This is a genomic window from Plantactinospora endophytica, from assembly GCF_016862915.1.
GTDB lineage: Bacteria > Actinomycetota > Actinomycetes > Mycobacteriales > Micromonosporaceae > Plantactinospora > Plantactinospora endophytica.
The window spans coordinates 263872-288743 of sequence record NZ_BONW01000028.1 but is presented as its reverse complement, the minus strand read 5'-3'; the positions used below and the strand labels follow the sequence as shown (position 1 = coordinate 288743).

Genomic DNA, 24872 nt, shown 5'->3' with positions numbered 1-24872 from the left:
CAGGCGATGCGCCGCTACCGTGGCCAACCGAGCATGGCCGTGTCGGCGATCTCCTGGAGTTCGTCGGGGCCCCGGCCACTGGCTGCCTGCACGGCGATGCCGAACCCCACCGTCATGATGTAGCGGGCGAGTCGCGCCGGGCTGGCGTCACGCGGGAGGTCGCCCTCGTCGACGGCGCGCCGGAAGCGCTCCTCGAGTCGGGCGCCGGCGTCGTTGCGCCAGTCGACGAGCACCTCGCGTGCGGGTCGACCGTCGTCGCCGGACGCCAGCGCGCCCTGCACGGTCAGGCATCCCGAGGGGGCGTCGGAACGGGTCGTGGTCCGGACCGATCCTCGGAGGAACGCCTCGGCCACCGCTCGCGCGGTCGGCTCCGCCAGGGCGTGCGTCGCGTAGGAGGCTGGCCCCTGCCCGTAGCGCTGGAGGGCCTTGCGGAAAAGCTGCTCCTTGTTGCCGAAGGCCGCGTACATGCTCGTCTTGTTGATTCCCATGGCACCGGTCAGGTCGGTGAGGCTTGCGCCTTCGTAGCCTCGCGCCCAGAACACCTGCATGGCGCGCTCCAGCGCCTCGTCGATGTCGAACCCCCGAGGGCGGCCGACGGCGGCCTTCCGGAACCCACCCATGGCGCCAGCGTACTCCTCGGTACAGAACCCGTACGCGCCGGTGGCCTGCGCAAATGACCCTCTGCTGAGCTGTGACGAGAGCCATTGAGTACCGACCAGTTCAGAAGTGTTAGGGTTCTGTACCGGCCAGAACAGAACTAGCCAGTGAGGGAAGTTCGCACATGAAGATCACATCGCTCGGCGGCCTCGAGGTCTCTCGCATCGGCTTCGGCGCCATGGGAATGTCGGCGTTCTACACCGGCGCCGGCCGATCCGACGACGAGTCGATCCGCACGATCCGGCGTGCACTGGATCTCGGGGTCACCCACATCGACACCGCCGAGGTGTACGGCCCCTTCACCAACGAGGAACTGGTGGGTCGTGCCGTGCGAGGGCGCCGGGACGAGGTCGTGCTGGCCACCAAGTTCGGCCTCATCTCCCACACCGGCCGCTCCGGTCCGGACAGCACCCCGGCCAACATCCGACTCGCCGTGGAGGGGTCGCTGAAGCGTCTGGGGACCGACTACGTCGATCTCTACTACCAGCATCGGGTGGACCCTGACACGCCCATCGAGGAGACCGTGGGGGCGCTGGCCGGGTTGGTGGCCGAGGGCAAGGTCCGGCACATCGGTCTGTCGGAGGCGGCCTCCGCGACGATCCGGCGGGCGCACGCCGTACACCCGGTGGCTGCGGTCCAGACCGAGTACTCGCTGTGGACCCGCGACCCCGAGGCCGAGATCCTGCCCGCCACGCGCGAACTGGGGATCGGCTTCGTGCCGTACTCCCCGCTCGGGCACGGCTTCCTCACCGGGAACATCCGCTCCCTCGACGGCCTCGACGCCGACGACTGGCGTCGCACCAACCCGCGCTTCACCGGCGACAACCTCGCCCGCAACCTCCGCATCGTCGACGAGGTCCGTGCCGTCGCCGCCGAGGTCGAGGCGACACCCGCGCAGGTCGCCCTGGCCTGGCTGCTCGCCCAGGGCGAGGACATCGCCCCCATCCCGGGCACCACGCGGATCGCCCGGTTGGCGGAGAACACCGCCTCAGCCGGCCTCACGCTCACTCCCGACCAGATCGCCCGGCTGAACAGCCTGCCTCCGGCCTCCGGCGACCGCTTCGACGAGGACAACATGGCCGCCATCGACCGCTGACCGAAGCGGCGAGAGCCTGCCGTTCGGCAGTGGTGGCCGGAGTGCTCGACCGGTCCGGCGGCGTACTCGCCAGAGCGGGTTCTCGCCGCCGGATCGGTCCAGCAACGCAGGGACCGCCCGATCCGTCACACCTGGCCGTGCCGGATCTGTTCCCTCACCGACGAACGTTGGAGCTGACAGCATCCCGGATCGGCGTGGAACCGTTGTCGAGCTCGAGGATCTGCCGGCCGATGCGGGGCTCGTGCAGCAACTCGGCGAGAGTTTCGGCGACATCGGCGCGGGCTATCCGGCCGTGGAATTCGGCTGGTCCGAGTGACACGGTGCCGACTGCGGAATCGTCGACCAGCAGTGACGGCCGGAGAACAAGCCAGTCGAGATCGCTACGAACGGCGGTTCCGCCCCGGATGCCTCCGTGGGCGCCCGCGATGCCGGTCGCGTTCCACGCCGGGCCACCACCTGGTCGGCAGAGCCCGTCTCGGGATGCCGGCCGGGTTGCACCAGCGCCCCGAGACGGGGATGCCCGATGACCACGTACGCCGGTCAGCCGCGGTCGACGGTCGCGGTGACACGGATCTCGACACGCATCTTCGGCGCGCCGAGGGCCGCGACACCGATTTCGGTCCAGATGGGCGCGCGGTCGCCCATGTGCTTGCGGAACTGTTCCACCATGACGCGGTTGTGGACCTCGCCGATGAAGTCTGGGGAGTCGGGAATGTGGTAGGAGTCAACGGCGACGACGTCGCGCCAGGTCGCTCCGGCCGTGGCCAGGGTACGGCCGACGTTGTCGAAGGCTTGGACGATTTCCTCCTCAAGATCCTCGGGGAAGTTCCAGTCGTCGTCCCATCCGCCCTGGCCCGAGATCTCGATCCGGTCGCCGAGCCGGACGGCCTGGTGGTAGTGCATGTTGGCCAACTGTGTCACGCCGTAGCCCGGGGTGACGAAGAACTCCGGTGCGCTCATGCCCGTCTCCTCTGATTCCGCTTCACGCTTGAAGTCAACAGTAGCACGCATGACTTCACGCATGAAGCCTTCGCGCCTCGGTATGGTGGCACCATGGCCATCACCGCGACCCCGGAACCCGGTGGGGACGCCTCTGACCAGACGCCCTGGCTGACGCCGGACGAGAAGGACGCCTGGACCGGGCTGGTCTCGCTGGTCCTGCTGCTGCCCGGCCGACTGGAGGCGCCACTGCAACAGGCGGCCGGCCTGACCCTCTTCGAATACCTGACGCTCAGCCACATGTCGGAGGCCCCGGAGCGCCGCCTGCGGATGAGCGAACTGGCCTACCTGGCCAACGGCTCGCTGTCCCGCCTGTCCAACGTCGTCAAGCGGTTCGAACAGCGTGGGTGGGTGGAGCGCTTCCCCGACCCGGTGGACGGTCGCTACACGATCGCCGCTCTCACGGACACCGGCTACGGCGTCGTCGTCGCTGCCGCGCCCACACACGTGCGCTCGGTGCGGCAGTTCGTCCTTGATCCGCTCAGCGCCGCCGACCAGCGCGCGTTGACGCGTATCGCCGCCAAGTTGCGGGTGCGGCCGAGCGACCTGTCCCAAGGGATGACCGGTCCTCAGTAGGCGCCCGGCCGCACCGAGCCTGTCATGACATCGGGTGGCGTTCGGCGAACTCCCGGATGCCGCCGGTGGCGTCCGGGCCGACCCGGTCGGGTCCGTGGTCAGTGGCGCGGATCCCAGCGGAAGAGTCGGGTGGCGAGGGCGACCGCGACGACGACCCAGCCCAGCGTCGGCGCGAGCAGGAGGAGGGAGTCGGTCACCGCAACTCCGCCGTTCCAGGCGTTCACGGTCAGCTCGGTGGCCGCGCCGCCCGGCAGCAGTCGCTTGAGCAGGGTGAGGTCCTCGGTACCGGTGATGCCGACCCAGGAGGCGACGGCGATCACGCCGAGGGTGACGGGCAGGGTGGTCACCTGGGCGTGCTCGGGAGAGTTCGTCACACCGGCCGTGGCCAGCCCCAGGCCGACCATCATGGCCAGGGTGGTGAGGACCGCCACCACCAGCAGTACGACGTTGGCCGGCTCTCCGGCGACCGCGGCGAGCGCGGTCAGGATCGCGGCGACCTGCACCACGGCGAGGACGGTGGCGGGCAGCAGCAGGCCGGCGATGATGCCGGCGTCTCCGGCGGCGGTGGAGCGCAGCCGCTTGAGGAAGAGGTTCTGCCGGCGGGAGGCCAGCGTGGTGACGACCGTGGCGTACAGCCCGAACGCGGCCACGGTGAACATCACGATGGCCGCGATGTAGCCGAGGCTTCCGATGGCGGCGAAGGTCTCGTGCTGGCGGACGAAGAACGCGCTGACCGCCACCGGGATGACGAAGCTGGTGACCAGCACCAGCCGGTTGCGGAAGATCTGGATCAGCTCGCTTGCGGCGATGGGAAACACGGGCGGTACTCCTCTCGGGGAACGGGTCGGCTGGCGGGGCGGGTCAGCTCTTGATGGCGCGGAAGACGTCGTCGAGCCGGGTCGGCCCGGCCTGCAGGTCCGGCAACGCCACGGCGTGGTCGTGCGCCCATCCGAGCAGGACGTGCAGGTCCTGCTGAAGTCCGAAGGTCTCGATCACGACCGTGCCGTCGCCGTCGACGACGGCCTGCAACGGCAGCGCCGGTGCCGACGCCGGAAGGGAGAAGCGGATGACCGCCGGCAGGGTGCGGGTCAGTTCGGAGACGGTACCCTCGCGGTGGAAGGCGCCCTGGTGCATGAGCCCGATGCGGTCGGCACGCTGCTGCGCCTCCTCCAGGTAGTGCGTGGTGAGCACGATGGTGGACCCGTTCTCGCGCAGCCGGTCCACCGTCGCCCAGAGAGCGTCGCGGGACTGGATGTCCAGGCCGGTGGTCGGCTCGTCCAGGAAGATCAGCTCCGGGGTGCCGTAGACGGCGGTGGCGAAGTCCAGTCGCCGTTTCTCCCCGCCGGAGAGCTGCGAGACTCTCCGGCCGGCCCGGCCGGTGAGGTCGACGAGGTCGAGCACCCGGTCGACGTCGTCGGTACGCCGGGTGAGTCGACCGACCAGACCGACGGACTCGCGGACGGTGAGGTCCGGGGAGAATCCGCTCTCCTGGAGCATCACGCCCATCCGGGGACGTACCGCGCGCCGGTCGCCCGGGCTGTGCCCGAAGACGCGTACGGTGCCGGAGGTCGGCGTCCGGTGTCCCTCGATGGTCTCCAGGGTCGAGGTCTTCCCGGCCCCGTTCGTGCCGAGCAGCGCGTAGAGCTCGCCCCGGCGCACCTCGAAGGAGAGATCCCGCACGGCGTGGAAGTCGCCATAGGTGAGGTTCAGGTGTTCGACTTCGATGACTGGTGTGCTGGACATGCGTCCATGACAGCGCGGGCGCCGTCGACCCGTCAGTGGCGCCGTGTCACGACCGCATGTGACGTGGTGTCACTGGTCGTGGCCGGCCGGCGCCGGATACTGGAATGGTGACCGCAAGATCGCCGCGCTTCACCGAGACGACGCAGGGACGGCTGCGCCGGCTCAACCTGGCGACGTCGCTGCCACCGATCGCGATCGCCGGGGTGGTCCTGCTCTACGTCGACACGCGTACCTGGTGGCATGTCGTCGTCCTGGCGCCGGGTGTCGCCGCGGGCCTGGTGGCCTTCGAGCGGTGGACGGCCAACGACCTCGCCCGGGTCGCGCTGCCCTGCGCGATCGTCGCGGGAGCGGTGTGGCCGCTGGGAGTGCTGGTGACGGGCAGCCCCAACGCGTACTGGGGATTCTGCGCCGTGGGTTCCCTCGCCCTGCGTGAGGTGCGGCGGCGTCGGCGGGCTCTGGCGGTGGCCGGACTGTTCTGCTACGTCGCCGTCGTCGGCGCGGCGCGGCTGCTGGTGGAACGGGACGACGTCCGCGAGGTCGTGGTCAGCTACGTCCTCATCCCGACCGCCCTCACCGTCCTGGTGACGGTGATGACGATGGTGGGCGAGCGGTTCTACGACCTCATCCGGGAACTCGAACAGACCCGGGAGCGCGAGGCGGAGCTGGCCGTCGTCCGGGAACGCGTCCGGTTCGCCAGCGACCTGCACGACATCCAGGGTCACACCCTGCACGTGGTGAAGCTGAAGATCGCGCTGGCGCAGAGACTTCTGCTCCGCGACGCAGGACGGGCGGAGAAGGAGCTGCGCGAGACGTACGCCCTGGTCAGCGACACCATCGCGCAGACCAAGGAACTCGCGTACGCGCAGCGGCGGCTCAACCTCTCCGCAGAGATCGAGAACGCGAAGAACCTGTTCGAGGCCGCCGGCATCCGCGTACGGGTGACCCGGGAGGCAGAGGTCGACGCCCCCGCCAGCGAACTGCTCGGCCAGGTGCTGCGTGAGACGACCACCAACATCCTGCGGCACGCGCAGGCCAGCCAGGTGCAGATCACGCTCTCCGAGTCGGCCATCACCATCGTCAACGACGGGGTGACCGCCGACACGCTTCCCGAGCTCAGAGGGCTGTCGACGCTGCGCCAACGGGTGGCGGGCGACGGAGGCGAGCTGACCGTGGACCAGCAGGACGAGCGCTTCCTGACCGCTGCGGTCTTCCCGCCCGCTCGTGCCCACGCGGGCGCGACGGCCCCGGGTAAGGATGCCCGATGACGACCATCGTGCTCGCCGACGACGAGGTGCTGCTCCGTACAGCCCTGGCCGCACTGCTGCCGATGGAGGGCGACATCACCGTACTGGCGGAGGCGCAGGACGGTCGGACGGCCGTCGCAGCCACCCTGCGGCACCGGCCCGACGTACTGGTCATCGACCTGGAAATGCCGGGTGTGGACGGACTCGACGCCGTCGCGGAGATCCGGCGTACGCGACCGGAGCAGGTGGTCCTCATGCTGACCCGGCACGCCCGACCCGGCGTGCTGCGCAAGGCGCTGAAACTCGGCGTCCAGGGCTTCGTCAGCAAATCCGCCGAACCGGCTCACATCACGTCCGTCATCGCCACCCTGCGCAGCGGCAAACGCTGGATCGACCCGGACGTGTCCGCGCTCGCCGTCACCGAGGACTGCCCCCTCACCGACCGCGAGGCCGACGTACTGCGGGTCACCGGCGAGGGCTACTCGGTCGCCGACATCGCCGCCCGCCTCCACCTGGCGCCGGGCACCGTACGCAACTACCTCTCGAACGCGATGCGCAAGACCCAGACCCGGACCCGCCACGAAGCGGCGCGCTACGCCCGCGAACACGACTGGCTGTGAGCGGCGGTCGGGGTCTTCCGGCCGGTACGGGTCCCGACGGTCGCCGATCACGTCCCCGGCAACGTGCTGGTTCTGAAAATTGACGCGACGTGGCTCGCGAACCGGACCCCACGACTCCAACTAATCCGATCAACGCCATATTGATAGATGTTCGTTGATATGTTGCTCGATGGGTGTGATACTCACTGGAAGCGCTCCCACCCTCGTCCCAGGGTGCCTCAGAACGGAGGATGCACAGTGCGTTCACACCAGCCCCATCAATCCGGCCGGCAATCCCGGTCGGTCGGCCGCCCGCTCCTTCGGGTGCTTGCCCTGGCACTCACCATGGTGGTCGGCATGCTGCCCTGGGCCGGCGCCGCCCAGGCCCACGGCACCGTCATCAACCCGGCAACCCGCGCCTACCAGTGCTGGCAGACCTGGGGTAGCAAGCACATGGACCCAGCGATGCAGACGCAGGACCCGATGTGCTACCGGGCGTTCCAGGCCAACCCCGACACCATGTGGAACTGGATGAGCCAGTTGCGGGACGGCCTCGCCGGGCAGTTCCAGGCCCGTACGCCCGACGGGCAACTGTGCAGCAACGCCCTCTCCAGGAACGACTCCCTGAACCAGCCGGGCGCGTGGAAGGCGACCACCGTCAGCCGCAGCTTCACACTCCGCTTCTACGACCAGGCCAGCCACGGCGCCGACTACTTCCGGGTCTACCTCACCAGGCAGGGGTTCAACCCGAGCACCCAGCGCGTCGGATGGGGAAACATCGACCTGATCACGACGACCGGGCGCTACGCGCCGACCCAGAACATCTCGTTCAACGTCTCGACCTCCGGACGCACCGGAAACCACGTGCTCTTCGTGGTGTGGAAGGCGTCGCACATGGACCAGACCTACATGTGGTGCAGCGACATCAACATCGTCTGATCCGCAGGACCAGCCACCGCCTTACTCCGGCTCAGGACGATGTTCCTGGGCCGGAGTAAGGGATCACGGAACCCTCGTCGGCAGCGAACTGTTCGGCGACGCGGGTCAAGCCGAGACCGCAGCCGCCAGTTGAGGGTCCGGCAGCCAGCCTGGACAGGCCGGCCGCCGGGCCCTCTTGGTCGGCTAGCGCAGTGGGCGCAGGAAGGTCCGCAGGTCGTCGGTGAGCAGGTCGGGAGTCTCCATGGCCGGGAAGTGGCCGCCCCGGTCGAACTCGGACCAGTGTCGGATGGCGCCGACAGGGTCGACCAGACTGCGGATGCTGTTGTCCGCAGCGAACACGGCCACACCCATCGGTGGACCGGCGGACGCGCCCGAGCCGGTTGCCCCGGCCTGCCCGGCGTACGCGCGGAACGCCTGCATGCCCTCGTAGGTGAAGTTCGCCGAGGAGGCACCGCTGCCGGTAAACCAGTAGACGCTGACGTTGGTGAGCAACTGGTCGCGGTCGACCGCGTCTTCGGGCAGCTTAGCCGCCGGATCGGTCCACGCCTGGAACTTCTCGACGATCCAGGCCAACTGCCCGACCGGGGAGTCGGCGAGGGAGTACCCGAGGGTCTGTGGTCGGGTCGCCTGCAGGTGCAGGTAGCCCATGCCGTCGCGTTGGAACTCGTTGAACCGCTCCGCCCGCATCCGGTCCACCTCGGACAACCCGGCTACGTCGACCGGAGGGCCGAAGGGGAACGGGCCCGGTCCGTTGACGTGCGTACCGACGACCTTCCCGGGCGCCACCATCGGCATCATCCCGGTCACGCCGGCGCCGACGTCCCCGCCGTGCGCGGCGAACCGGTCGTAGCCGAGCCGGCCCATCAGTTCGGCGAACGCGCTGGCCACCCGGAACAGGTTGCCCCAGCCGACTTCATTCAGCGGCGTGGAGAACCCGTACCCGGGCAGTGACGGCACCACGAGGTGGAACGCGTCGGCGGGGTCGCCGCCGTGGCGGCGGGGATCGGTCAGCGGCCCGATCACCTTCTCGAACTCGACGAACGAGCTGGGCCAACCGTGCGTGACCAGCAGCGGCAGCGCGTCCGGCTCGGGCGAGCGTACGTGCAGAAAGTGGATCTGCTGCCCGTCGATCTCGGTGGTGAACTGCGGGATCTGGTTGAGCCGAGCCTCCCGGGCGCGCCAGTCGTAGCCGTTGGCCCAGTACTCGGCCAGGTCCTTGAGGTAGTCCAGCGGCACCCCGCGGCTCCATCCGATGCCGGGCAGCTCGCCGGGCCAGCGGGCGTTGTCGAGCCGGTAGCGCAGGTCGTCCAGCGCAGTCTGCGGGATATCGATGCGGAACGGTGTCATGCCCGGAACCGTAGGACCAATTGCGGAAGGGATCGTTCCGCGTTAGGTGACAGACTTCAGAACGTGATCGACACCTCAGCACGTCTGCTGCGCCTGCTGTCACTCCTACAGACGCAGCGGGACTGGACCGGGCCGCACCTGGCCGACCGGCTCGGCGTCACCACCCGCACCATCCGCAACGACGTCGAACGGCTGCGCAGCCTCGGCTATCCCGTGCACGCCACCCCCGGCGCGGCCGGCGGCTACCGCCTCGGCGCCGGCGCCAACCTCCCGCCCCTGCTGCTCGACGACGACGAAGCCGTCGCCGTCGCCGTCGGTCTGCGCACCGCCGCCGGCGGCACCGTCGCCGGCATCGAGGAGACATCCGTACGCGCGCTCGCCAAGCTCGAACAGGTCCTCCCCACCCGGCTGCGGCACCGGGTCAACACCCTGGCGGCCGTCACCGTGCCGATGCCCGGATCGGGCCCCACCGTCGCGGTGGACGTCCTGTCTGCCGTCGCCGCCGCCTGCCGCGACCACCAGCGTCTGCGCTTCGACTACCGCAGCCACGACGGCACGGCCGGTATCCGCGTGACCGAACCGCACCGGCTGGTCCACACCGGTCGACGGTGGTATCTCGTCGCCTGGGACCTCGACCGGTCCGACTGGCGCACGTTCCGCGTCGACCGCCTGACACCACGCACGCCCACCGGTCCCCGGTTCGCTCCCCGGAACCCGCCGGGCGGCGACCTCACCGGCTACGTCGCCCGCGGCCTCAGCACCGCCACCTGGCGATACCACGCCCGGGTCACGGTGCACGCGCCCGCCGAACAGATCACGGCGCGACTGCCACCGGGCATACAGGTCGAACCGGTCGACGAACACACCTGCGTCGTCGCCGTCGGCTCCGACACACCCCACCTGCTCGCCACGTACCTCGGCATGCTCGACGCCGATTTCCACTTCGACGCGCAGGACGCCCCCGAACTCGCCGAACACCTGCGCAAACTTGCCGAGCGCTACCAACACGCGCCACAAGAAACGACTCCGGCGAGGCAGAAAACCACATGACCGACGCACACCCCGCGACGGCCCTTCGGCACTGTGTCGTCTGTTGGGACTCCGACGTCGTCGCGATGTGACCTAGGCCACTTTCCAGCCTCTCGCCCGGCCCCCGCTCGACCGTCCGCGGTGCTCCCGAACCGGCCGGACCTGCCGACTCCCGCAGATCCGGACCTTCTTCCGGGCCACACTCGACCCCGGTACGCCGACCTCCGCCCGCCGACCGCCCCCTGCCCTGTCGGTCACTACTGTTAGCGTCCCCTACATCGTCGATCGCGGGCGATATCTCCTGAAATTTGGCTGATTCTCCACTACGGAGGGTATTCCTGATGGGCTGGCTAGCGGTGGGAGACTCGTACGAGATCTCCCTCGTGGACGGAAAGGTGACGGCTCGGTCCACCGGTCTACGGGCCACCGGCCGCCCACTGAAGACCCTGCCGAAGGTGTTGCGCGACGACCCCGAGGTGGACCGGCTACGCCAGCTCGCCCAGTGGCTGGACCGGCACACCGCCGAATGCCTGGCCCGGATCGACGCCTGGGTGGTGTCCTCGCTGCCGGTGCCGACCGGGCTGCTGGCCCGGATCTGGCCGGACCCGAGCTGGCAGGACGCACTGCGCGACCTCGTGGTGCTCGGCGACGACCCGGCCGAGCCGGGCTTCCTGCGGGACGTCACCGACACCGGTGACCTGCGCATGGTCAACCTCGACGGAGAGACCGTCCGGCTCTCGCCGGCCAGTGCCACCCTCCCCCACCCGGTGCGCTTGGCCGACCTGACCGAGCTGCGCGAGTTCGCCGACGAACTGGACATCACCCAGCGGATCGAGCAACTGCACCGGGCCACCTGGAGCAAGCCGACCGGTCTGAAGGACCGCGACACCACGATCGCCGACTTCCGTGGTACCACGGTTCCCAACCGGCTGGCCGCCCGGGCCGCCACGCTCGGCTTCCGGGTCTCCGGCTCGCAGGTCACCTGCCGGGTCTGGGAGGCCGGCCGCACGGTCGAGGCCGGCATGTGGTTCGACGAGGACTACTGGGATTCCGAGGCGACCCTGGGCACCCTCTCCTGGTCGGTGGTGGACGGACCGACGCTGCGGTTGGCCGAGGTCGGGCCGGTGGCGTGGTCGGAAGGAATGCGGATGGCGACGGTCCTGTCCGGCGCCGCGACGAAGACGGAGAAAGAGGCGTGACCGGGATGACGACCATGTCCGGCGAGCAGACGGCCGAGAGCCTGCTGGCCGCCGGTGCGGTACTGCCGACCGACACCGCCGAGGCCGGCGACCGGGCGGTACCGCTCACCGCCCGCACCTACCGGCATCCGGCCCTCGGCGACCGGCTGGTGGTCCGCGTGGTCGACGCCGTACTCGGGGAGGGCGAGGACCTCGCCGTCGGGTTCCTGGGCCTGGAAACGGCTGCCGATCCCGCCGTCGTCGGGCTGGGCCCGCGCCGATCGCTGGCGTTTCCGGAGTGGGTGCTGGTACACCACCCGACGGACGGCCGGCACGCGTTGGCGGTGGTGCCGGAGTTGCAGAAGCTGGCCAAACAGGCCCGGTCGCGGCCGAAGGCCGCCCTGGACGGGCACCAGGCCATCGCCGACCGGTTCGCCCGTACGCTGCCGCACCTCCTGCCGACCTTCTTCGAGCAGGCGGCGCGGGTGTTCCTCGCCGCCGGGCAGGACACCTACGCGACGCAGTTGCTGAACAAGGCGCGCAAGGCGGAGGCGCAGCACGGCCTACCGGTCGACCTGGACCGGCTGGACGAGGTCTACCTGGAGTTCGCGTCGGCCAAGGTGGTCTCCGCGACCGGGTTGGCCGGGTACGCGAAGGAACTCTCCGCCCAGTTGCCGGCCGACGAGGCGCTGGACCGGTTCTGCCGGCTGGCGTTGCGGGCCTCGGCCGCCGGCGTGGTTCCGTCCGCGCAGTCGGCCAACGCGGTGAAGCGGCTGGTCCGGGCCACCGGTAAGGCCGGTGCCGGCGCCGGTCGTGAGGCGGCCTACCTGACCGAGGTACTCCGGCTCCCGGTGGCCGCCGAGGCGCCGGCCGGCTGGTGGAAGGCACACCTGCCGGCGGTGCAGGCGCTGGCCGGCGGCGACCCCGCGATCCGGGGCAGCCTGCTCGACCTGATGCCCGCCGACCGGGACAACCTGGTCGGCTGGCTGGCCCTGTTGTCCGACACCGGTGCACTCGCCGGACTCACCGACCCGGACGTGCCGGACACGGCCCGACCGCAGGACGGCTCCGTCGGCTGGCTGCGCCGCTTCGTGAGCCGGGTCAACTCCGGGCACTACCGCCGCCGAATGCCGGAGCTGTACCCGCTCGTCGAGCGGATGGCCGACCGGCTCCGCGCCGAACTGACCGACAGCGGCGAGACCCTCGTCGCAGACGGCGACCTGGACCTGTGCGACCTGCTGCTCGCCCTCGCCGTGCCGGTGGCGCCGCCGAAGGACGACTCCGTGGACCTGGCGCACTGGGTCAAGACCGACGGAGAACGGGACCTGCTGGCCATGGTCGGCGACGACCGCTTCGTCGGAGCTCTGCGCCGGGGCCTCGACAAGCTCGACGGCCAGTCGGACGCCCTGCGCCGGGTGGCCCAGACGCCCGGCATCCAACCGATGCTCACCGACTGGTTGCGGGCCCGGATCCGCCACCGGTTCAGCACCGGCCTGCCGTACCTGGTGGAGTCGGTGGACTGGCTGGGCAGGCTCCCGGTCGAGGCGGTGCGGCTGGTCTCCGACGACCTCCCCCGGTCCGGTGAACCCGGTGCGGACGACGACCCCGGGCAGGCCGTCCGGGTCGACCTCGCCGAGCACGTCGCCCGGAGCCTGCGTGGCGGGATCATCGACGAGTTGGGCTGGCCGGAGTGGGAGCTGGCGTGGCAGGAGGTGACCGGCGGCGACCACCGGGTCGAGCGGACCTGGCAGGAAGCCTGGCCGTACGTGATCCTGGCCGGGCCGACCACCGTACGCGTGCTCGGTGCGGAGGGCATCGTGCTCCGCCACGACCTGCGCATCCCGGCCGGCGACATGTGGGGTAAGCCCGACTTCCACTACGTCGACGGCCAACTCCTGGTCTACTGGCGCTCCAAGGCGCTCGGCTACGACCCGCGCGGCTACTGGCACTCCTCGCCGGACGAGCCACAGCCCATCCAGGACGGCCAGCGGCGCGCGAACGAGATCACCCTGCCGCTGCCCGGTGGCGGACGGACCACCGGCAACGGGGTGCTGCACGTCGGCGACACCGTTGTCCCGGCGCAGCGGCCGGTCATCACCGACGGCACCTCGTACTGGGTCCAGGACCATGGCGTGGACGACGGCGGCTACGGCTGGCGTGAGTACGACCCGGCCGGCAACACCCACGGCCGGCGCAGCCTGCCCCGGTTCCTGGCCGATCTTCCGGTCGACGGCAGCCAACTCCGGAAGTCGGGTAGCTGGCTGCGACCGGCCCTGTCCGACCGGGCCACCCCGGCCGCCGTCCCGGTGGACGGTCTGCTCGGCTGGCGGGTCGTCACCCTGCCGGACGGCTCGGTACGCGGCGAGGACCTGGCCGGTCGTACCGTCACCGTGGCTGCGGGCCAGGAGCCGATCGCGGCGCTGGTGCTGCCCGGCGACGACCGACCGCGGGCCGTCCTCAAGGGTTTCGTCCTGGTCGACCCGGACGGGGTGGTGACGGCCGCCGCCGGACCGCCGTTGAGCCGGGCCTACACCTCCAGCACGGTTCCGCTGCCGGCACACTCGTTCCTCGGCAACATGCTGCCTCGGGACCCGGCCGGCTCCGCCGCCCTGCGCCGGATGGACCGGGACACCGCCGCCGCGCTGCTCAAGGTCGCCCTCGACGAACGCCGCGCCGCCCTGGCCGAAGCGGCCGCGCGAGCCGCAGCCCAAGCCACGACCCGCACCGGGCCGACCAGACTCCCGCACACCGGCACCGGCCCTCGCACCGCCGTCCCGGCATCCGGGGTCGGCGCACCGGTCGGCGGCTCCGGACCAGCCACCAGCGCCGCCACCGCTGACGAGGACGACAAGGACGCGCTGGTCGAGCTGGTCCGCTCGACGTTGCCGGCGGTCGGCCACGACGCGATGCTGGCCGGGGTGGCCGGAATGCTGCGACTCGCCGCCCGGGTGTGCACCGACCTGGAAGCGGTGACCGAGCGGCTCAACACCTCGTTGTCCGCCCCGAAGGCAGCGCCGCCGGTGGTCACCGCGACCGGACCCACCGACGAGCAGCTCGCGACGGCGCTGGACGGACTTCGTGGCCCGGTCTACGGGGCGAGCAGCTCGCCCCAGGTCTTCACCCAGTTCCAGGCGCTGGCCACCCAGCGGGCCGCCACCATCGGACGCGGACCCGCCGTACGGCTGCACATCGACGGACCGTCGCTGCCGGACGCCCTGGACTGGTCGCGCCTGCTCGACGGCGTCGCGGCAGTCGCCTACCGGGCCGTCGCGGCGGTCACCCCGGACGAACACCGGGAGCCGCTGCGTGCCCTGCTGACCGAGCTCGGTCGGCTCGACCTGAGCGCGGCCGAACCGTCCCGGTGGCGCCGGTTCGCGCTGCACCTGCTGGACGAGGATTTGACCGTGCCCGACGGGACGGCCCGGTTCCCCAGGCCGGGCCTCCTGCCGGTGTCCGACGGGGCGTTCATCGCCGTCCTCACCTCCGGCGGCACGCCCACCGGCTACACCCTCGGCGCGCTGTACCACGATCCGACCGGTGTCTTCGCGGTGCCCGAGCCGTACACGGTGCAGTCCTCGGCGTCGGTCGGTGACGACCGGCCGGCCGGCTGGCTGGACGCCTTCCTGACCGAGTGGACCGCGCGCGGGCCGCTACCCTGGCGGCCGGAGGCGGCCGAGTCGTTCGCCGAACTGACCGGTGTCACCCCGACCGCCGCGAAGCTGGTGCTGGCCGGCCTGCCGTACGCGGACTCGGCGAACACCGTACCGGTCGAGCTGCGCAAGGCCCTCGGGATCAAGCAGGTCGGCGAGGTCAAGCTGGCCTTCGGCATGCTGAACGAGGCCGGGCCGGAGCTGCGGCGTGCCGTCGTCTCGGCGCTGCTGCCGGACGACCCGGCCCGGTTGTGGACCGACGGTCCGGAGGTGGCCGCCGCCGCAGCGGTCTGGAACACCGCCCTCGGACGCCGGGTGATGGTGCCCGAACAGCTACTCGCAGAGGCGGTCCGGGCGGTCCGGTCCGGTTGGGGACCCGCGAAGGCGTTGCCGGCGCTGCTCGACCCGGCCCGCTCGGCCGAGCTGAGCACCGACCTGGTCTTCCGGATCGACGGCGACCGGGCCCAGCAGGTCGACGACCGGGCGGTGGGCTTCACCGGTGAGGTGCTGCGCTCCACGGTCTCCCTGGCCGCCTGGCTGGCCCACCACACGCCGGCCGGCGACCCGTGCCGGGCCGCGCTGCCGGCCGTGCTGGCCACGATCCGGGCCCGGCTGGCCAACCGGGAGCTGCTGCTCGACCTCGACCGGTACGTCGGGCTGTCCAAGTTCCGGCAGGTGGCGGGCACCCCGTCGGAGACCGGCCCGGGCTGGGAACGGTACGGCGCCATCGTGCTGGCCACCTACGACGACCAGCCGTCCCCGGCGCTGCGGCCGGACCTGCTCGACGCCGACGGGACGGACCCGTACCTGCCCGCACTGCGCGGCGACGCGGCCAAGCCGTACCCGACGGAGGTGGCGCTGCGGCTGGTCCGCGACCCACGGTTCGCGGCGCTGCTCGGCGACCCGGGCGAGCCGGACGGCGGCGCGCGGGCGGAGGCCGGGACGTGGTGGCCGCAGGATCCGACCCGCTCGGTGCCCGACCTGGTCGCCGAGGTGGCCACGGAACACGGCCTCGGCGTCGACGCGGCGGCGGTGTACCTGATGCTGCTGGCCATGCCGGACCCGACCGACCGCAACACGGCGAAGTGGACCGGTTGGAAGCCGGCTCGGCTGAAGGCGGCTCGCGCCGAGCTGGCCGGCACCGACCTGGTCATCTCGGCCACCCGGTCCCGGGCCGGCCGGTCGCTGTTCCTGCCCGGTCGATGGCTGGAGCGCGGCGGCGGGCAGGTGCCGATCGAGGGCTGGAAGGTCGCCCTGTTCGACCTCGCACCCGACGGTACGGCCGCGCTCGGCGTGACCGTGCCGCTCGAACCGGCCGCCGAACTCTACCGGCGGGCCTGGCAACGCATCCGTGACGGCGAGCGGCCCCGCCTCGACAACCTGCCCACCGGCCGCACCCGCCGCTGACGTCAACCCCGCAGGCGGTGCATCCGCGGCGACCGACCCGGCCGTCGCGGCACCGTCCCTGTGCACACGTCCCATCCGAACCGTAGAGAGATCGAGGAAACCCCGTGACCGTGACGGAACACGTCCGCCCCAGCGCGGTGCCGGAGACCGCCGCCCAGGTTCTTTCCGCCGAACAGCGGTACGCCGACGAACTGGCCTTCCTGGCCGCGTACGACGACGGGGCCCGGCCACCGGGCTGGGCGCTGACCCCGCGCGCCGTGGTCACCTTCGTCCAGGGCAGCGACGGCGAGGCGTTGAAGCTGCCCGCCGACCGGCGTACCGGTCCGGACGGCACCGAGCTGCCGGCCAGCATGACCATCCCGGCGAAGTTCGTCGGTGAGCGGAGCCTGGTCGAGCGGTGTGTGATCACCCTCGCCGGTGAGCGGGGGCTGCTGCTGGTCGGCGAGCCCGGTACCGCCAAGTCGATGCTGTCCGAGCTGCTGGCCGCCGCAGTCTGCGGTACCAGCGCGCTGACCGTGCAGGGCACCGCCGGCACCACCGAGGACGCCTTCCGGTACGGCTGGAACTACGCCCTGCTGCTCGCCCAGGGCCCGACCCCGCAGGCGCTGGTCGACTCGCCGGTGCTGACCGCTATGCGTACCGGTCGGGTGGTCCGGATCGAGGAGGTGACCCGCTGCCTGCCCGAGGTCCAGGACGCGCTGGTGTCCATCCTGTCCGACCGGCGGATGAACGTACCGGAGCTGGTCGGCACCGGGGACGGCCTGATCCGCGCGATGCCCGGGTTCACCGTGATCGCCACCGCGAACCTGCGGGACCGGGGCGTGTCGGAGATGTCCTCGGCACTCAAGCGCCGGTTCAACTTCGAGACGATCCACCCGATCTCCGACGCGGAGACCGAGACCGACCTGGTCCGCCGGCAGGCCACCGCCGCCGTGCAGCGCGCCGGCGCGGCGTACACGGTGGACGACGCGGTGCTGGACGCGCTGGTCACCGTGTTCCGCGACCTGCGTTCCGGCCGCTCGGGCGAGAACTGGGACGTGGAGCGGCCCGGCACGGTGATGTCGACCGCCGAAGCCGTGCAGGTGGCGGTGTCGCTCGGACTGGCCGCCGCGTACCTGCCCGGCGGGGACGCGCTCGACCTGGTCCCGGGGCACCTGCTCGGCGTGGTCCGCAAGGACGACGAGAACGACCACGCCCGGCTGCTCGGCTACTGGGACGGCCCGGTACGCCGGCGCGCCGAGGACGGCTCGGCGATGTGGCGCCGGCTCTGGGACCTGCGGGAGAGCCTGCGGTGACGACCCTTTCCCACACGTCGACCGGTGCGGCTGCCCCGACCGCCGCACCGACGACAGTCCAACCGATGGCAGTCCAACCGACGACAGTCCAACCGATGGCAGTCGCACCGACGGCAGTCACACCGCCGGCAGTCGCACCGATGCCGGGCGATCCGCGAGCCGTGGTCGACACGCTCGCCGGCTCGGTCCGGCCGTACCTGATCGGGGTGCGGCACCACAGCCCGGCCCTCGCGGCGATGGTCCCGGCCCTGCTGGACGCCGCCGGGGCGGAGGTGGTCTGCATCGAACTGCCGGCCGACTTCCAGCGCTGGCTGCCGTACCTGTCCGATCCCGCCGCCCGGGCCCCGCTGGCCCTGGTCGGCAGCCACGGCACGGACGGGGCGATGGGCTTCTACCCGTTCGCCGACTTCTCGCCGGAACTGGCCGCGATCCGCTGGGCCCGACAGCGCGGCGTCGAGGTGGTCTGCTGCGACCTGCCGCTGACCGACCCCGGCTGGACTGCGGAAGGCACCGACACCGACACCGATCCCGCCGTCGACCCGACCATCGACGCCGACACCGATCCGACGGCCGGGTTCGAGCCGACCGCCGGGTCCGAGCCGGCCACCGGCGGCGCTCCCGTCCCGGGCGCCGGTGCGCAGGTGTCCGGCCCGCGCCGGTCCGGCTACGCCGCCGCGCTGGGCGCCAGCAGCACCGGCCGGGACGGCGACGACCTGTGGGACCGGGTGGTCGAGGTGCGTGCCCCGGGCTGCCCGCCCGAGGCGGTCCGCCGGGCGGCGCTCGGCGTCGGCTGGGCGATGCGTACCGACAGTGCCAGCGGCGACGGCGTGCCGGCCCGCGACCTGGCGCGCGAGCGGCACATGCGTCGGGTGCTGGCCGAGGCCGGTTCGACCGGTCGACGGGTCGCCGCCGTCGTCGGCGCCTTCCATGCCCCGGCGCTGCTCGCTGCCGCGTCGACCGACGGCGGTGCCGACGGCCACCCGACGCGGGGCGCCGGCACGGTCGGCGGCACCACTGCGGAGTACATCGTGGACGACGGCGGGAACCCGAGGCCCGGCGCGGTCGGCGGCGATCCGGCGGGGACCGCCGAGGTGACCGCCGCGTCCACCCGGAGCGGCGCCACCCCGTCCGGGCCGGTCCGGTCCGTGACGACCCAGCCCCGGCCGGTCAGCACCGACGGCAGCGCCGAGGGTACGGCGATCACCTCGCTGGTGCCGTACGCGTTCGACCTGCTCGACTCCCGCTCCGGCTATCCGGCCGGGATCCGCGACCCACGCTGGCAGCAGTCCGTCTTCAGCGCGGCCGGCGACCCGGAACGGATCCGGGCCGCCGCTGCCCGGGCGGTCACCGACCTGTGCCGGGAACTCCGCTCGGCCGGCCACCCCGCCGGCACCGGCGAGGCCGCCGAGACGGTACGGCTGGCCGACGACCTGGCCCGGCTGCGGAACCTGCCCGCCCCCGGCCGTGGCGAGGTACTCGAAGCGGTGACCACCGTGCTCGGCCAGGGTGAACTGCTCGGCCGAGGTCGCGCGCTGGCCACCGCGCTGGAGACCGTGCTGGTCGGTGCCGAGCGGGGCCGCATCGCCCCCGGTACGCCCCGGTCCGGGCTCGGCCCGGCGGTCGAGGCGGAACTCGCCGCGCTGCGGCTGCCCGACCCGGACAACCCGAAGTCCCGCGAGTTCCGGCTGGACCCGCTGCGCACCGAGCTGGACGGGCGGCGGGAGATCCTGCTGCAACGCCTCCAGCTCTGCGGCGTCGGCTACGGCGAGCCGATCGCGGTCTCCGGCACCGGCGACGGTGCCGCCCTGACCACTCGCTGGCAGCTCGCCTGGACGCCGTCCGTGGCGGCCCGACTGGACCTGGTCGGCGTACGCGGGGTGACGGCGGCGCTGGCCGCGGCCGGTACGCTGCGGGAACGGTTCCGCCGGGAGGCCGCCGAGGGTGGCCCCACCGCCGCGCAACTGCTCACCGGGCTGCGCGACGCCGCCCGGTGCGACCTGCCCGAGATGGTCACCGACCGGCTCGAACTGGCCGCCACCGTGCTGCCGGACACCGGTACCCTGCCCGAGTTGCTGGCCGCGCTGGACCTGCTGGAGGCGCTGCGTCGGGAACACCTGCCCGGCACCACCTCCGCCGGTCGGGCCCGGGCGGCCGAGCTGACCGTGGTGCTGCTGGACGCCGCCGTACGCGGGCTGCCCGGCCTGGCCGGCAGCGACGTGCCGGCCGATGCCGCCGCCCTGGTCGACCTGGCGGTCCGGGCCGGCGAGGATCGGATCGGTCTGCGCCTGGACGAGGCGCTCGACCACCTGGCCCGGACCGGTTCGTCGCTGATCCAGGGCGCCGCCCTGGCCGCCCGGGTGCTGCTCGACCTGACCGACCTGGAGACCCTGGGCACCCGGGTGGCCGGTTGGGTCGACGCGGCGATCGGACCGGACACCCGACGCCACCTGCGCGGGCTGCTCGGCGGGCTGCTCACCGCAGCGCACCCGCTGTTGCAGTCCGCCCCGACCGCGCTGGACCCGCTGCTGGAACGGATCGAGCGGCTTTCCGACACCGAGTTCCTGGACCGGCTGCCGGCGCTGCGCGGCGGGTTCGACGTGCTCACCCCGGCGGCCCGGGACCGACTGCTGCACACCGTCTCCGATCGACTGGCCGACCGGCTCGACCTGACCCTGCCCGCCTCGCCCGAACTGCTGGCCCGCTGGGCCGCCGCCGACGGGGTTGGCTGGGCCGCGCTGGTCGCCCGCAACATCCCGATCCCGGGAACCCCGACCGACTCCGCCGATGCTCCGGCCAGCACCGACGCTCCGGCCAGCACCGATGTCGAACCCCGCTCGGACGACACGTCGGCCGCCCAGCTCACCCCCACCCATCGGTGGCGGCTGCTGCTCGGCCGTCAGTCCGACCGGCTGCCGACCGACGCCCGCCGCTACGCCCGCGCCCTCGACGAGCTGTACGGGGCGGGCCAGGGCGAGGGCGTCATCGACCTCGGTCAGGCGGCCGGCGGTGGCCAGGAAGCCTCCTTCCCGACCGCCCGCGAGTGGGCCGACGAACTCGAGGCGCTGTTCGGCACCTCGGTACGTGAGGAGGTGATCGCCCGGGCGGCCGAGAACGGGCGTACCGACGTGCTCACCGAACTCGACCCGGCTGCGGTACGCCCCTCGATGGAGCTACTGACCTCGGTGCTGTCGCTGGCCGGTGGCCTGCCCGAGGGGCATTTGGCGAAGCTACGGCCGCTGGTCCGGCGACTCGTCGAGGAGCTGACCAAGCAGTTGGCCACCCAGATGCGTCCGGCGTTGACCGGGTTGACCAACCCGCGCCCGTCCCGCCGTCCGGGCGGCCGGATCAACCTCGCCCGGACGCTGCGGGCGAACCTGGCGCACACCCAGCGGCTCGGCGACGGCCGGACGGTGGTGGTGCCGGAACGCCCGGTCTTCAACACCCGGGTCCGCAAGGAGGCCGACTGGCGGCTGGTGCTGGTGGTCGACGTGTCCGGCTCGATGGAGGCGTCCGTGGTGTGGTCGGCGTTGACCGCCGCCGTACTGGCCGGGGTGCCCACACTCTCCACCCACTTCCTCGCCTTCTCCACCATGGTGGCCGACCTGACCGACCGGGTCGACGACCCGCTGTCGCTGCTGCTGGAGGTACGCGTCGGCGGCGGTACGCACATCGCCGCCGGGCTGGCCGCCGCCCGCGCCCTGGTGACCGTGCCGAGCCGCACCATCGTCGCGGTGGTCAGCGACTTCGAGGAGGGGTACCCGCTGGCCGGGCTGCTCGGCGAGGTGCGCTCGCTGGCCGGTTCCGGCGTACACCTGCTCGGCTGTGCCGCGTTGAACGACAGCGGAGTGCCCTGCTATTCGGTACCGGTCGCCCGGCAACTCGTCGCGGCCGGGATGCCGGTCGCCGCTCTCAGCCCGCTCGAACTCGCCCGCTGGGTGGGCGACCGCGTACGCGGAGGATCACGTTGACGCAACGCACGCCCACCATCGCGGACACCGACCGGCTGCCGCCGGTGCTGCCGAGGGTCGCCGCCATGGCGGTGGCGGCCCTGCCATCGCGGCTGCACAGGCGGCTGGACGCCACCATCGAACGGCTGGCCGGGGTACCGGCCGACCGGGTCGACGGCGGCGTGTCGGTCCACTGTGGTCCCGAGGCCCTGGTCACGCTGACGCCCGGACCGACCGGCGCGGTCACCGACCCGGAGCAGGCGCGGTGTAGCTGCCTGCTGGCGCCCCGCTGCCTGCACCGGACCGCCGTCCTGGCCGCCTGTCCGGTCGCCGACCCGACCGCGCACCCCGATCCGGCGGCCCGCACCGCCGCCTCGTCCACATCAGACGACACGGGCGCGGCGGCCGGGCGTAGGGGCAGGTCCGGGCGTACCGGAAAGTCGGCTGGCGCGGACGGGGCGTCCGTCGGCCGGAGCAGCACGGCGCCGACGAAGGCGCAACGGGCTGCCGCCGCCGCGCTGTGGCGGGCCGCCGCAGCAGTGCTCGCGGCCGGCGCGCCGGCCGTCGGCGCGGTTCCCCAGGCCGAACTGCTGCGCGCCGCGCACAGTGCCCGGCTGGCCGGACTGCCCCGAGCCGAGAGCGCCACGCTGCAAGCGGTACGTGGCCTGCGCGCCCACCGGGAACGACAGGCCGGTCACCGGCTGGCCGAGCTGGTCGAGGTGCTGCACGACCTGTTGTACGTGACCGGTCGGCTCGCCGCCGGCGACCCCGATCCGGCACTGGTCGGCATCCTCCGCCGGGCCTACCAGCCGGACGGCACACTGGAGGTGTACGGCGTCTGCCGGGAGCCGGTGATCAGCACCACCGGATACGCCGGGGTGGTCACCCACCTGATCGCGGCCGACGGGCGCCAGCTCTCCTTCAACGACGTGAAACCGGGCGGCCCGGACCGGGCGCGGGACTGCGCCCGGGCGGTCACCGAGATGGGCGCGGTCGCGGTCAACCACGCGGTGCTGGCCCGCGGCGGTCTGCGGATCACCGGCACCACCGTCTCCCCCGACGGCCGGCTCGGTGCCGGCAAGGGAGTCCGGGCCACCCCGCTCGGCAAGACCGACTGGTCCGTCGGACCGCTGGCGGAGCTGTTCGCCCGCCCGCTCGCCGAGGTGGTGACCGCCCAACTCGCCGCCGACGACCCGGAGGATCCGGCCCGGGCCGGAACGGCGCTGGTCGGCTGTGACCTGATGGTGGTCGGTGCCGTCGGTGACCAGGTGCTGGCCCGCGAACTGGCCCCCGGCACCGAGGACGGGCCGGACCGCACGCCGGTGCCGGACGGGCCGGTGATCCGGTTGGTGCCGGTCGACCCGCACCCGGTGCTCGCCCACGTGGCCAACCTGCGACGACTCGCCTCCTGGCCGGGCCTGCGGATCCGGGTGGTCGGCCGGCTGGACCCGGCCCGGCCCAGCACGCTGCACCCGCTCGCGGTCGGCCCGGTGCCCGGTGCCGTCACGACGTTGCGGCTGCCGCCGGACTGGCACGGTCGGGCCGACCTCGGCTACGACCAACTCCAGGGCGGCCACCTTCCGCCGCGCGACCCGGCGGCGATGGCCCAACCGGTACTCGACGCCGGCGTCGACGCGGTTGCGGAGTCCCCGCTGTGGCGGGTCCGCCGGCTGGTGGAGCTGGCCGTCTCCGGCGGTCGGCGCGCCGTCGGCGAGGCGGCCCGCAGCGAGGGCGCCGAGTTGGCCGGTCCGCTGCGCCGGGCCGGCTTCACCACCGCCGCCACGGTGGCCGCCGCGCTTGCCCACGAGTCCGGCCGGCGTGGCCGGGACGTGTTCGGCCGACTCGCCGATCCCGACCCGGACCGGTACGCCTGGGCCTGGCTCGCCGCGACCGCGCACCTCGCCGCCACCGAGCGGGAGCTGATCCGCTCCTCCTGGACCGTCCCACCCGTCGGGTGAACTGTTCCGACTTCCGGAGCCGGCCGAGCCCTGCGGTTGGTCGTCAACAGGCGGGGGCGAACGTGACCGGACCGGCCGCGCCCCGGCGCCCGCTCGAACCCGGGCGGGCGCCGGTCCGGTAACCGGTTGCGGGACCGGTCAGCCGTTCAGGGTGGCGATCAGGGCGGTGGCCATGCCCTGCTCGCCACGGGCGTTCGGATGGAAGGGAGCCGCCGAGTTCTGTGGCACGAGTCCTTCGACCCACCGGGTACCGCTGCTCTTGCAGGTGTCGCGGCCGATCGACGGGGTGTAGACGTCGGCGTAGGTGGCGCCGTTCGCGGTCGCGGTGTTGGCCAGCATCGCGTTGAGCGACTTGGCGATGCCGCGCAGGTACGGCACGTCCTGATAGGCGATCGGGACCACGGGCCAGCAGCCGTTTCCGGTGTCCGGCACGATCGCGGGATACCCGAGCACCACCACCCGGGCGCCCGGCGCGGCCTGCCGGACCGCCTGTAGCACGGCGGTCACCTTCGGCGCGGTAGCGGCGATCCGGGCCTGCAACTGGTCGGTGCCGCCAGCGGTGTAGCGGTTCTTGCACGGCGATCCGAGCGGACTGCTGAGGCTCGCCTCCGCGCAGGTGGTGATGATGCCGGAGAAGCCGATGTCGTTGCCGCCGATCTGCACCGTCACCAGCGCCGTGTCCGAGGTGACCGCGCTGAGCTGCGGTGGCACCGTGATGCCCAACTGACCGCTGCCACTGTGCAGGATGTCGTCGGTGGTGGCGCCGGAGCAGCTCACGTCGACAAGGGGCGACGAGCCGGCGGAGGCGGCCACCAACGACGGGTAGTTGCGGTTGGACCGTAGGCAGTTCAGGTCGACCTGAGTGGGAATGAGCGGACCGGCGGTGTACGAGTCGCCCAACGCGACGTAGCGGCCGGCGGGTACGGCTGCGCTGGCAGGTGTGCCGACGGTGAGCAGCACGCCGACGGTGGCCACGGCGAGTGCGGCCCCCCGGGCGACTGCCCGCAGGAACCACAGGCGGGGACGGTTCATGGCGCCTCCCAAAGGGGATCACGTCGATGGTGGTGTCGAGATCCTGTCGTCACCGGCGCCACACGTCAATATGGATGAACCTCACTGTCGGGAATACGGGTACGACCGGTACGCCGGGCCCGTGGTCCCGCACCGGATCACCGGCGTGGAACCACGGGCCGTACGGTCGGTCAGGT

At 72.3% G+C, this 24872-nt stretch carries 18 protein-coding genes; 11 read left to right on the top strand and 7 right to left on the bottom strand.

Features of this window, described 5'->3' with window-relative positions; all coding sequences use genetic code 11:
• Positions 1–14: 14 nt before the first annotated feature.
• Positions 15–620 carry a TetR/AcrR family transcriptional regulator gene (locus Pen02_RS27210; RefSeq protein ID WP_239141345.1) on the bottom strand — a complete coding sequence of 202 codons (606 nt, stop codon included), beginning with the start codon at positions 618–620 and terminating at the stop codon, positions 15–17.
• Between the two features lie 161 nt (positions 621–781).
• On the opposite strand from Pen02_RS27210, the gene Pen02_RS27205 reads away from it, so the two are divergent.
• Positions 782–1753, top strand: coding sequence for an aldo/keto reductase (locus Pen02_RS27205; RefSeq protein ID WP_203868953.1), 972 nt, complete (start codon positions 782–784; stop codon positions 1751–1753).
• A 154-nt stretch (positions 1754–1907) separates the two neighbouring features.
• Here the strand turns inward: Pen02_RS27205 and Pen02_RS43065 are convergent, their stop codons facing one another.
• Positions 1908–2159, bottom strand: a complete 252-nt coding sequence (locus tag Pen02_RS43065; RefSeq protein WP_372445681.1) for an NAD(P)H-binding protein — start codon at positions 2157–2159, stop codon at positions 1908–1910.
• Positions 2160–2293: 134 nt separating this feature from the next.
• Complete coding sequence (locus tag Pen02_RS27195; protein WP_203868952.1) at positions 2294–2713, bottom strand: Rid family hydrolase; 420 nt, start codon at positions 2711–2713, stop codon at positions 2294–2296.
• 93 nt (positions 2714–2806) lie between these two features.
• Between Pen02_RS27195 and Pen02_RS27190 the strand changes: the two genes are divergently transcribed.
• Positions 2807–3328, top strand: coding sequence for a MarR family winged helix-turn-helix transcriptional regulator (locus Pen02_RS27190; RefSeq protein ID WP_203868951.1), 522 nt, complete (start codon positions 2807–2809; stop codon positions 3326–3328).
• A gap of 98 nt (positions 3329–3426) precedes the next feature.
• Here the strand turns inward: Pen02_RS27190 and Pen02_RS27185 are convergent, their stop codons facing one another.
• Together Pen02_RS27185 and Pen02_RS27180 are read right to left on the bottom strand one after the other, a co-directional pair.
• On the bottom strand, positions 3427–4146 hold the full coding sequence (locus Pen02_RS27185) for an ABC transporter permease (RefSeq protein ID WP_203868950.1): 720 nt from the start codon (positions 4144–4146) through the stop codon (positions 3427–3429).
• Positions 4147–4189: 43 nt separating this feature from the next.
• A complete protein-coding gene (locus tag Pen02_RS27180; RefSeq protein WP_203868949.1) occupies positions 4190–5071 on the bottom strand; it encodes an ABC transporter ATP-binding protein in 882 nt (293 codons plus the stop codon).
• A gap of 107 nt (positions 5072–5178) precedes the next feature.
• Between Pen02_RS27180 and Pen02_RS27175 the strand changes: the two genes are divergently transcribed.
• From Pen02_RS27175 to Pen02_RS27165, 3 genes are all read left to right on the top strand, one after another.
• On the top strand, positions 5179–6336 hold the full coding sequence (locus Pen02_RS27175; RefSeq protein WP_203868948.1) for a sensor histidine kinase: 1158 nt from the start codon (positions 5179–5181) through the stop codon (positions 6334–6336).
• Complete coding sequence (locus tag Pen02_RS27170; RefSeq protein ID WP_203868947.1) at positions 6333–6935, top strand: response regulator transcription factor; 603 nt, start codon at positions 6333–6335, stop codon at positions 6933–6935. The genes Pen02_RS27175 and Pen02_RS27170 overlap by 4 nt, the downstream gene beginning before the upstream one ends.
• Positions 6936–7238: 303 nt before the next feature.
• Positions 7239–7853, top strand: a complete 615-nt coding sequence (locus tag Pen02_RS27165) for a lytic polysaccharide monooxygenase auxiliary activity family 9 protein (RefSeq protein ID WP_239141344.1) — start codon at positions 7239–7241, stop codon at positions 7851–7853.
• A 183-nt stretch (positions 7854–8036) separates the two neighbouring features.
• Here Pen02_RS27165 and Pen02_RS27160 read toward each other — a convergent pair whose 3' ends face one another.
• On the bottom strand, positions 8037–9200 hold the full coding sequence (locus tag Pen02_RS27160; RefSeq protein WP_203868945.1) for an epoxide hydrolase family protein: 1164 nt from the start codon (positions 9198–9200) through the stop codon (positions 8037–8039).
• A gap of 63 nt (positions 9201–9263) precedes the next feature.
• Here Pen02_RS27160 and Pen02_RS27155 point away from each other — a divergent pair, with 63 nt between their 5' ends.
• From Pen02_RS27155 to Pen02_RS27130, 6 genes are all read left to right on the top strand, one after another.
• Complete coding sequence (locus tag Pen02_RS27155) at positions 9264–10250, top strand: helix-turn-helix transcriptional regulator (RefSeq protein WP_203868944.1); 987 nt, start codon at positions 9264–9266, stop codon at positions 10248–10250.
• A gap of 320 nt (positions 10251–10570) precedes the next feature.
• Positions 10571–11428, top strand: coding sequence for a DUF4132 domain-containing protein (locus Pen02_RS27150; RefSeq protein WP_203868943.1), 858 nt, complete (start codon positions 10571–10573; stop codon positions 11426–11428).
• Positions 11425–16464, top strand: coding sequence for a hypothetical protein (locus Pen02_RS27145; protein ID WP_203868942.1), 5040 nt, complete (start codon positions 11425–11427; stop codon positions 16462–16464). The genes Pen02_RS27150 and Pen02_RS27145 overlap by 4 nt, the downstream gene beginning before the upstream one ends.
• 104 nt (positions 16465–16568) lie before the next feature.
• A complete protein-coding gene (locus Pen02_RS27140; RefSeq protein WP_203868941.1) occupies positions 16569–17759 on the top strand; it encodes an ATP-binding protein in 1191 nt (396 codons plus the stop codon).
• Between the two features lie 95 nt (positions 17760–17854).
• The gene (locus Pen02_RS42030; protein WP_239141342.1) at positions 17855–21727 is read left to right on the top strand and encodes a DUF5682 family protein; all 3873 of its coding nucleotides are present in this window, start codon (positions 17855–17857) and stop codon (positions 21725–21727) included.
• Positions 21724–23664 carry a hypothetical protein gene (locus tag Pen02_RS27130; RefSeq protein WP_203868940.1) on the top strand — a complete coding sequence of 647 codons (1941 nt, stop codon included), beginning with the start codon at positions 21724–21726 and terminating at the stop codon, positions 23662–23664. Before Pen02_RS42030 ends, Pen02_RS27130 begins: the two co-directional genes overlap by 4 nt.
• A gap of 138 nt (positions 23665–23802) precedes the next feature.
• On the opposite strand, the gene Pen02_RS27125 is transcribed toward Pen02_RS27130, so the two are convergent.
• Positions 23803–24696, bottom strand: a complete 894-nt coding sequence (locus Pen02_RS27125) for an SGNH/GDSL hydrolase family protein (protein ID WP_203868939.1) — start codon at positions 24694–24696, stop codon at positions 23803–23805.
• Positions 24697–24872 lie beyond the last annotated feature (176 nt).

Coding starts and splice junctions, on each gene's coding strand:
- Pen02_RS27125 (WP_203868939.1), bottom strand. CDS start 24,696: ATGAACCGTCCCCGCCTGTGGTTCCTGCGGGCAGTCGCCCGGGGGGCC.
- Pen02_RS27190 (WP_203868951.1), top strand. CDS start 2,807: ATGGCCATCACCGCGACCCCGGAACCCGGTGGGGACGCCTCTGACCAG.
- Pen02_RS27160 (WP_203868945.1), bottom strand. CDS start 9,200: ATGACACCGTTCCGCATCGATATCCCGCAGACTGCGCTGGACGACCTG.
- Pen02_RS27195 (WP_203868952.1), bottom strand. CDS start 2,713: ATGAGCGCACCGGAGTTCTTCGTCACCCCGGGCTACGGCGTGACACAG.
- Pen02_RS27180 (WP_203868949.1), bottom strand. CDS start 5,071: ATGTCCAGCACACCAGTCATCGAAGTCGAACACCTGAACCTCACCTAT.
- Pen02_RS42030 (WP_239141342.1), top strand. CDS start 17,855: ATGGCAGTCGCACCGACGGCAGTCACACCGCCGGCAGTCGCACCGATG.
- Pen02_RS27210 (WP_239141345.1), bottom strand. CDS start 620: ATGGGTGGGTTCCGGAAGGCCGCCGTCGGCCGCCCTCGGGGGTTCGAC.
- Pen02_RS27150 (WP_203868943.1), top strand. CDS start 10,571: ATGGGCTGGCTAGCGGTGGGAGACTCGTACGAGATCTCCCTCGTGGAC.
- Pen02_RS27205 (WP_203868953.1), top strand. CDS start 782: ATGAAGATCACATCGCTCGGCGGCCTCGAGGTCTCTCGCATCGGCTTC.
- Pen02_RS27170 (WP_203868947.1), top strand. CDS start 6,333: ATGACGACCATCGTGCTCGCCGACGACGAGGTGCTGCTCCGTACAGCC.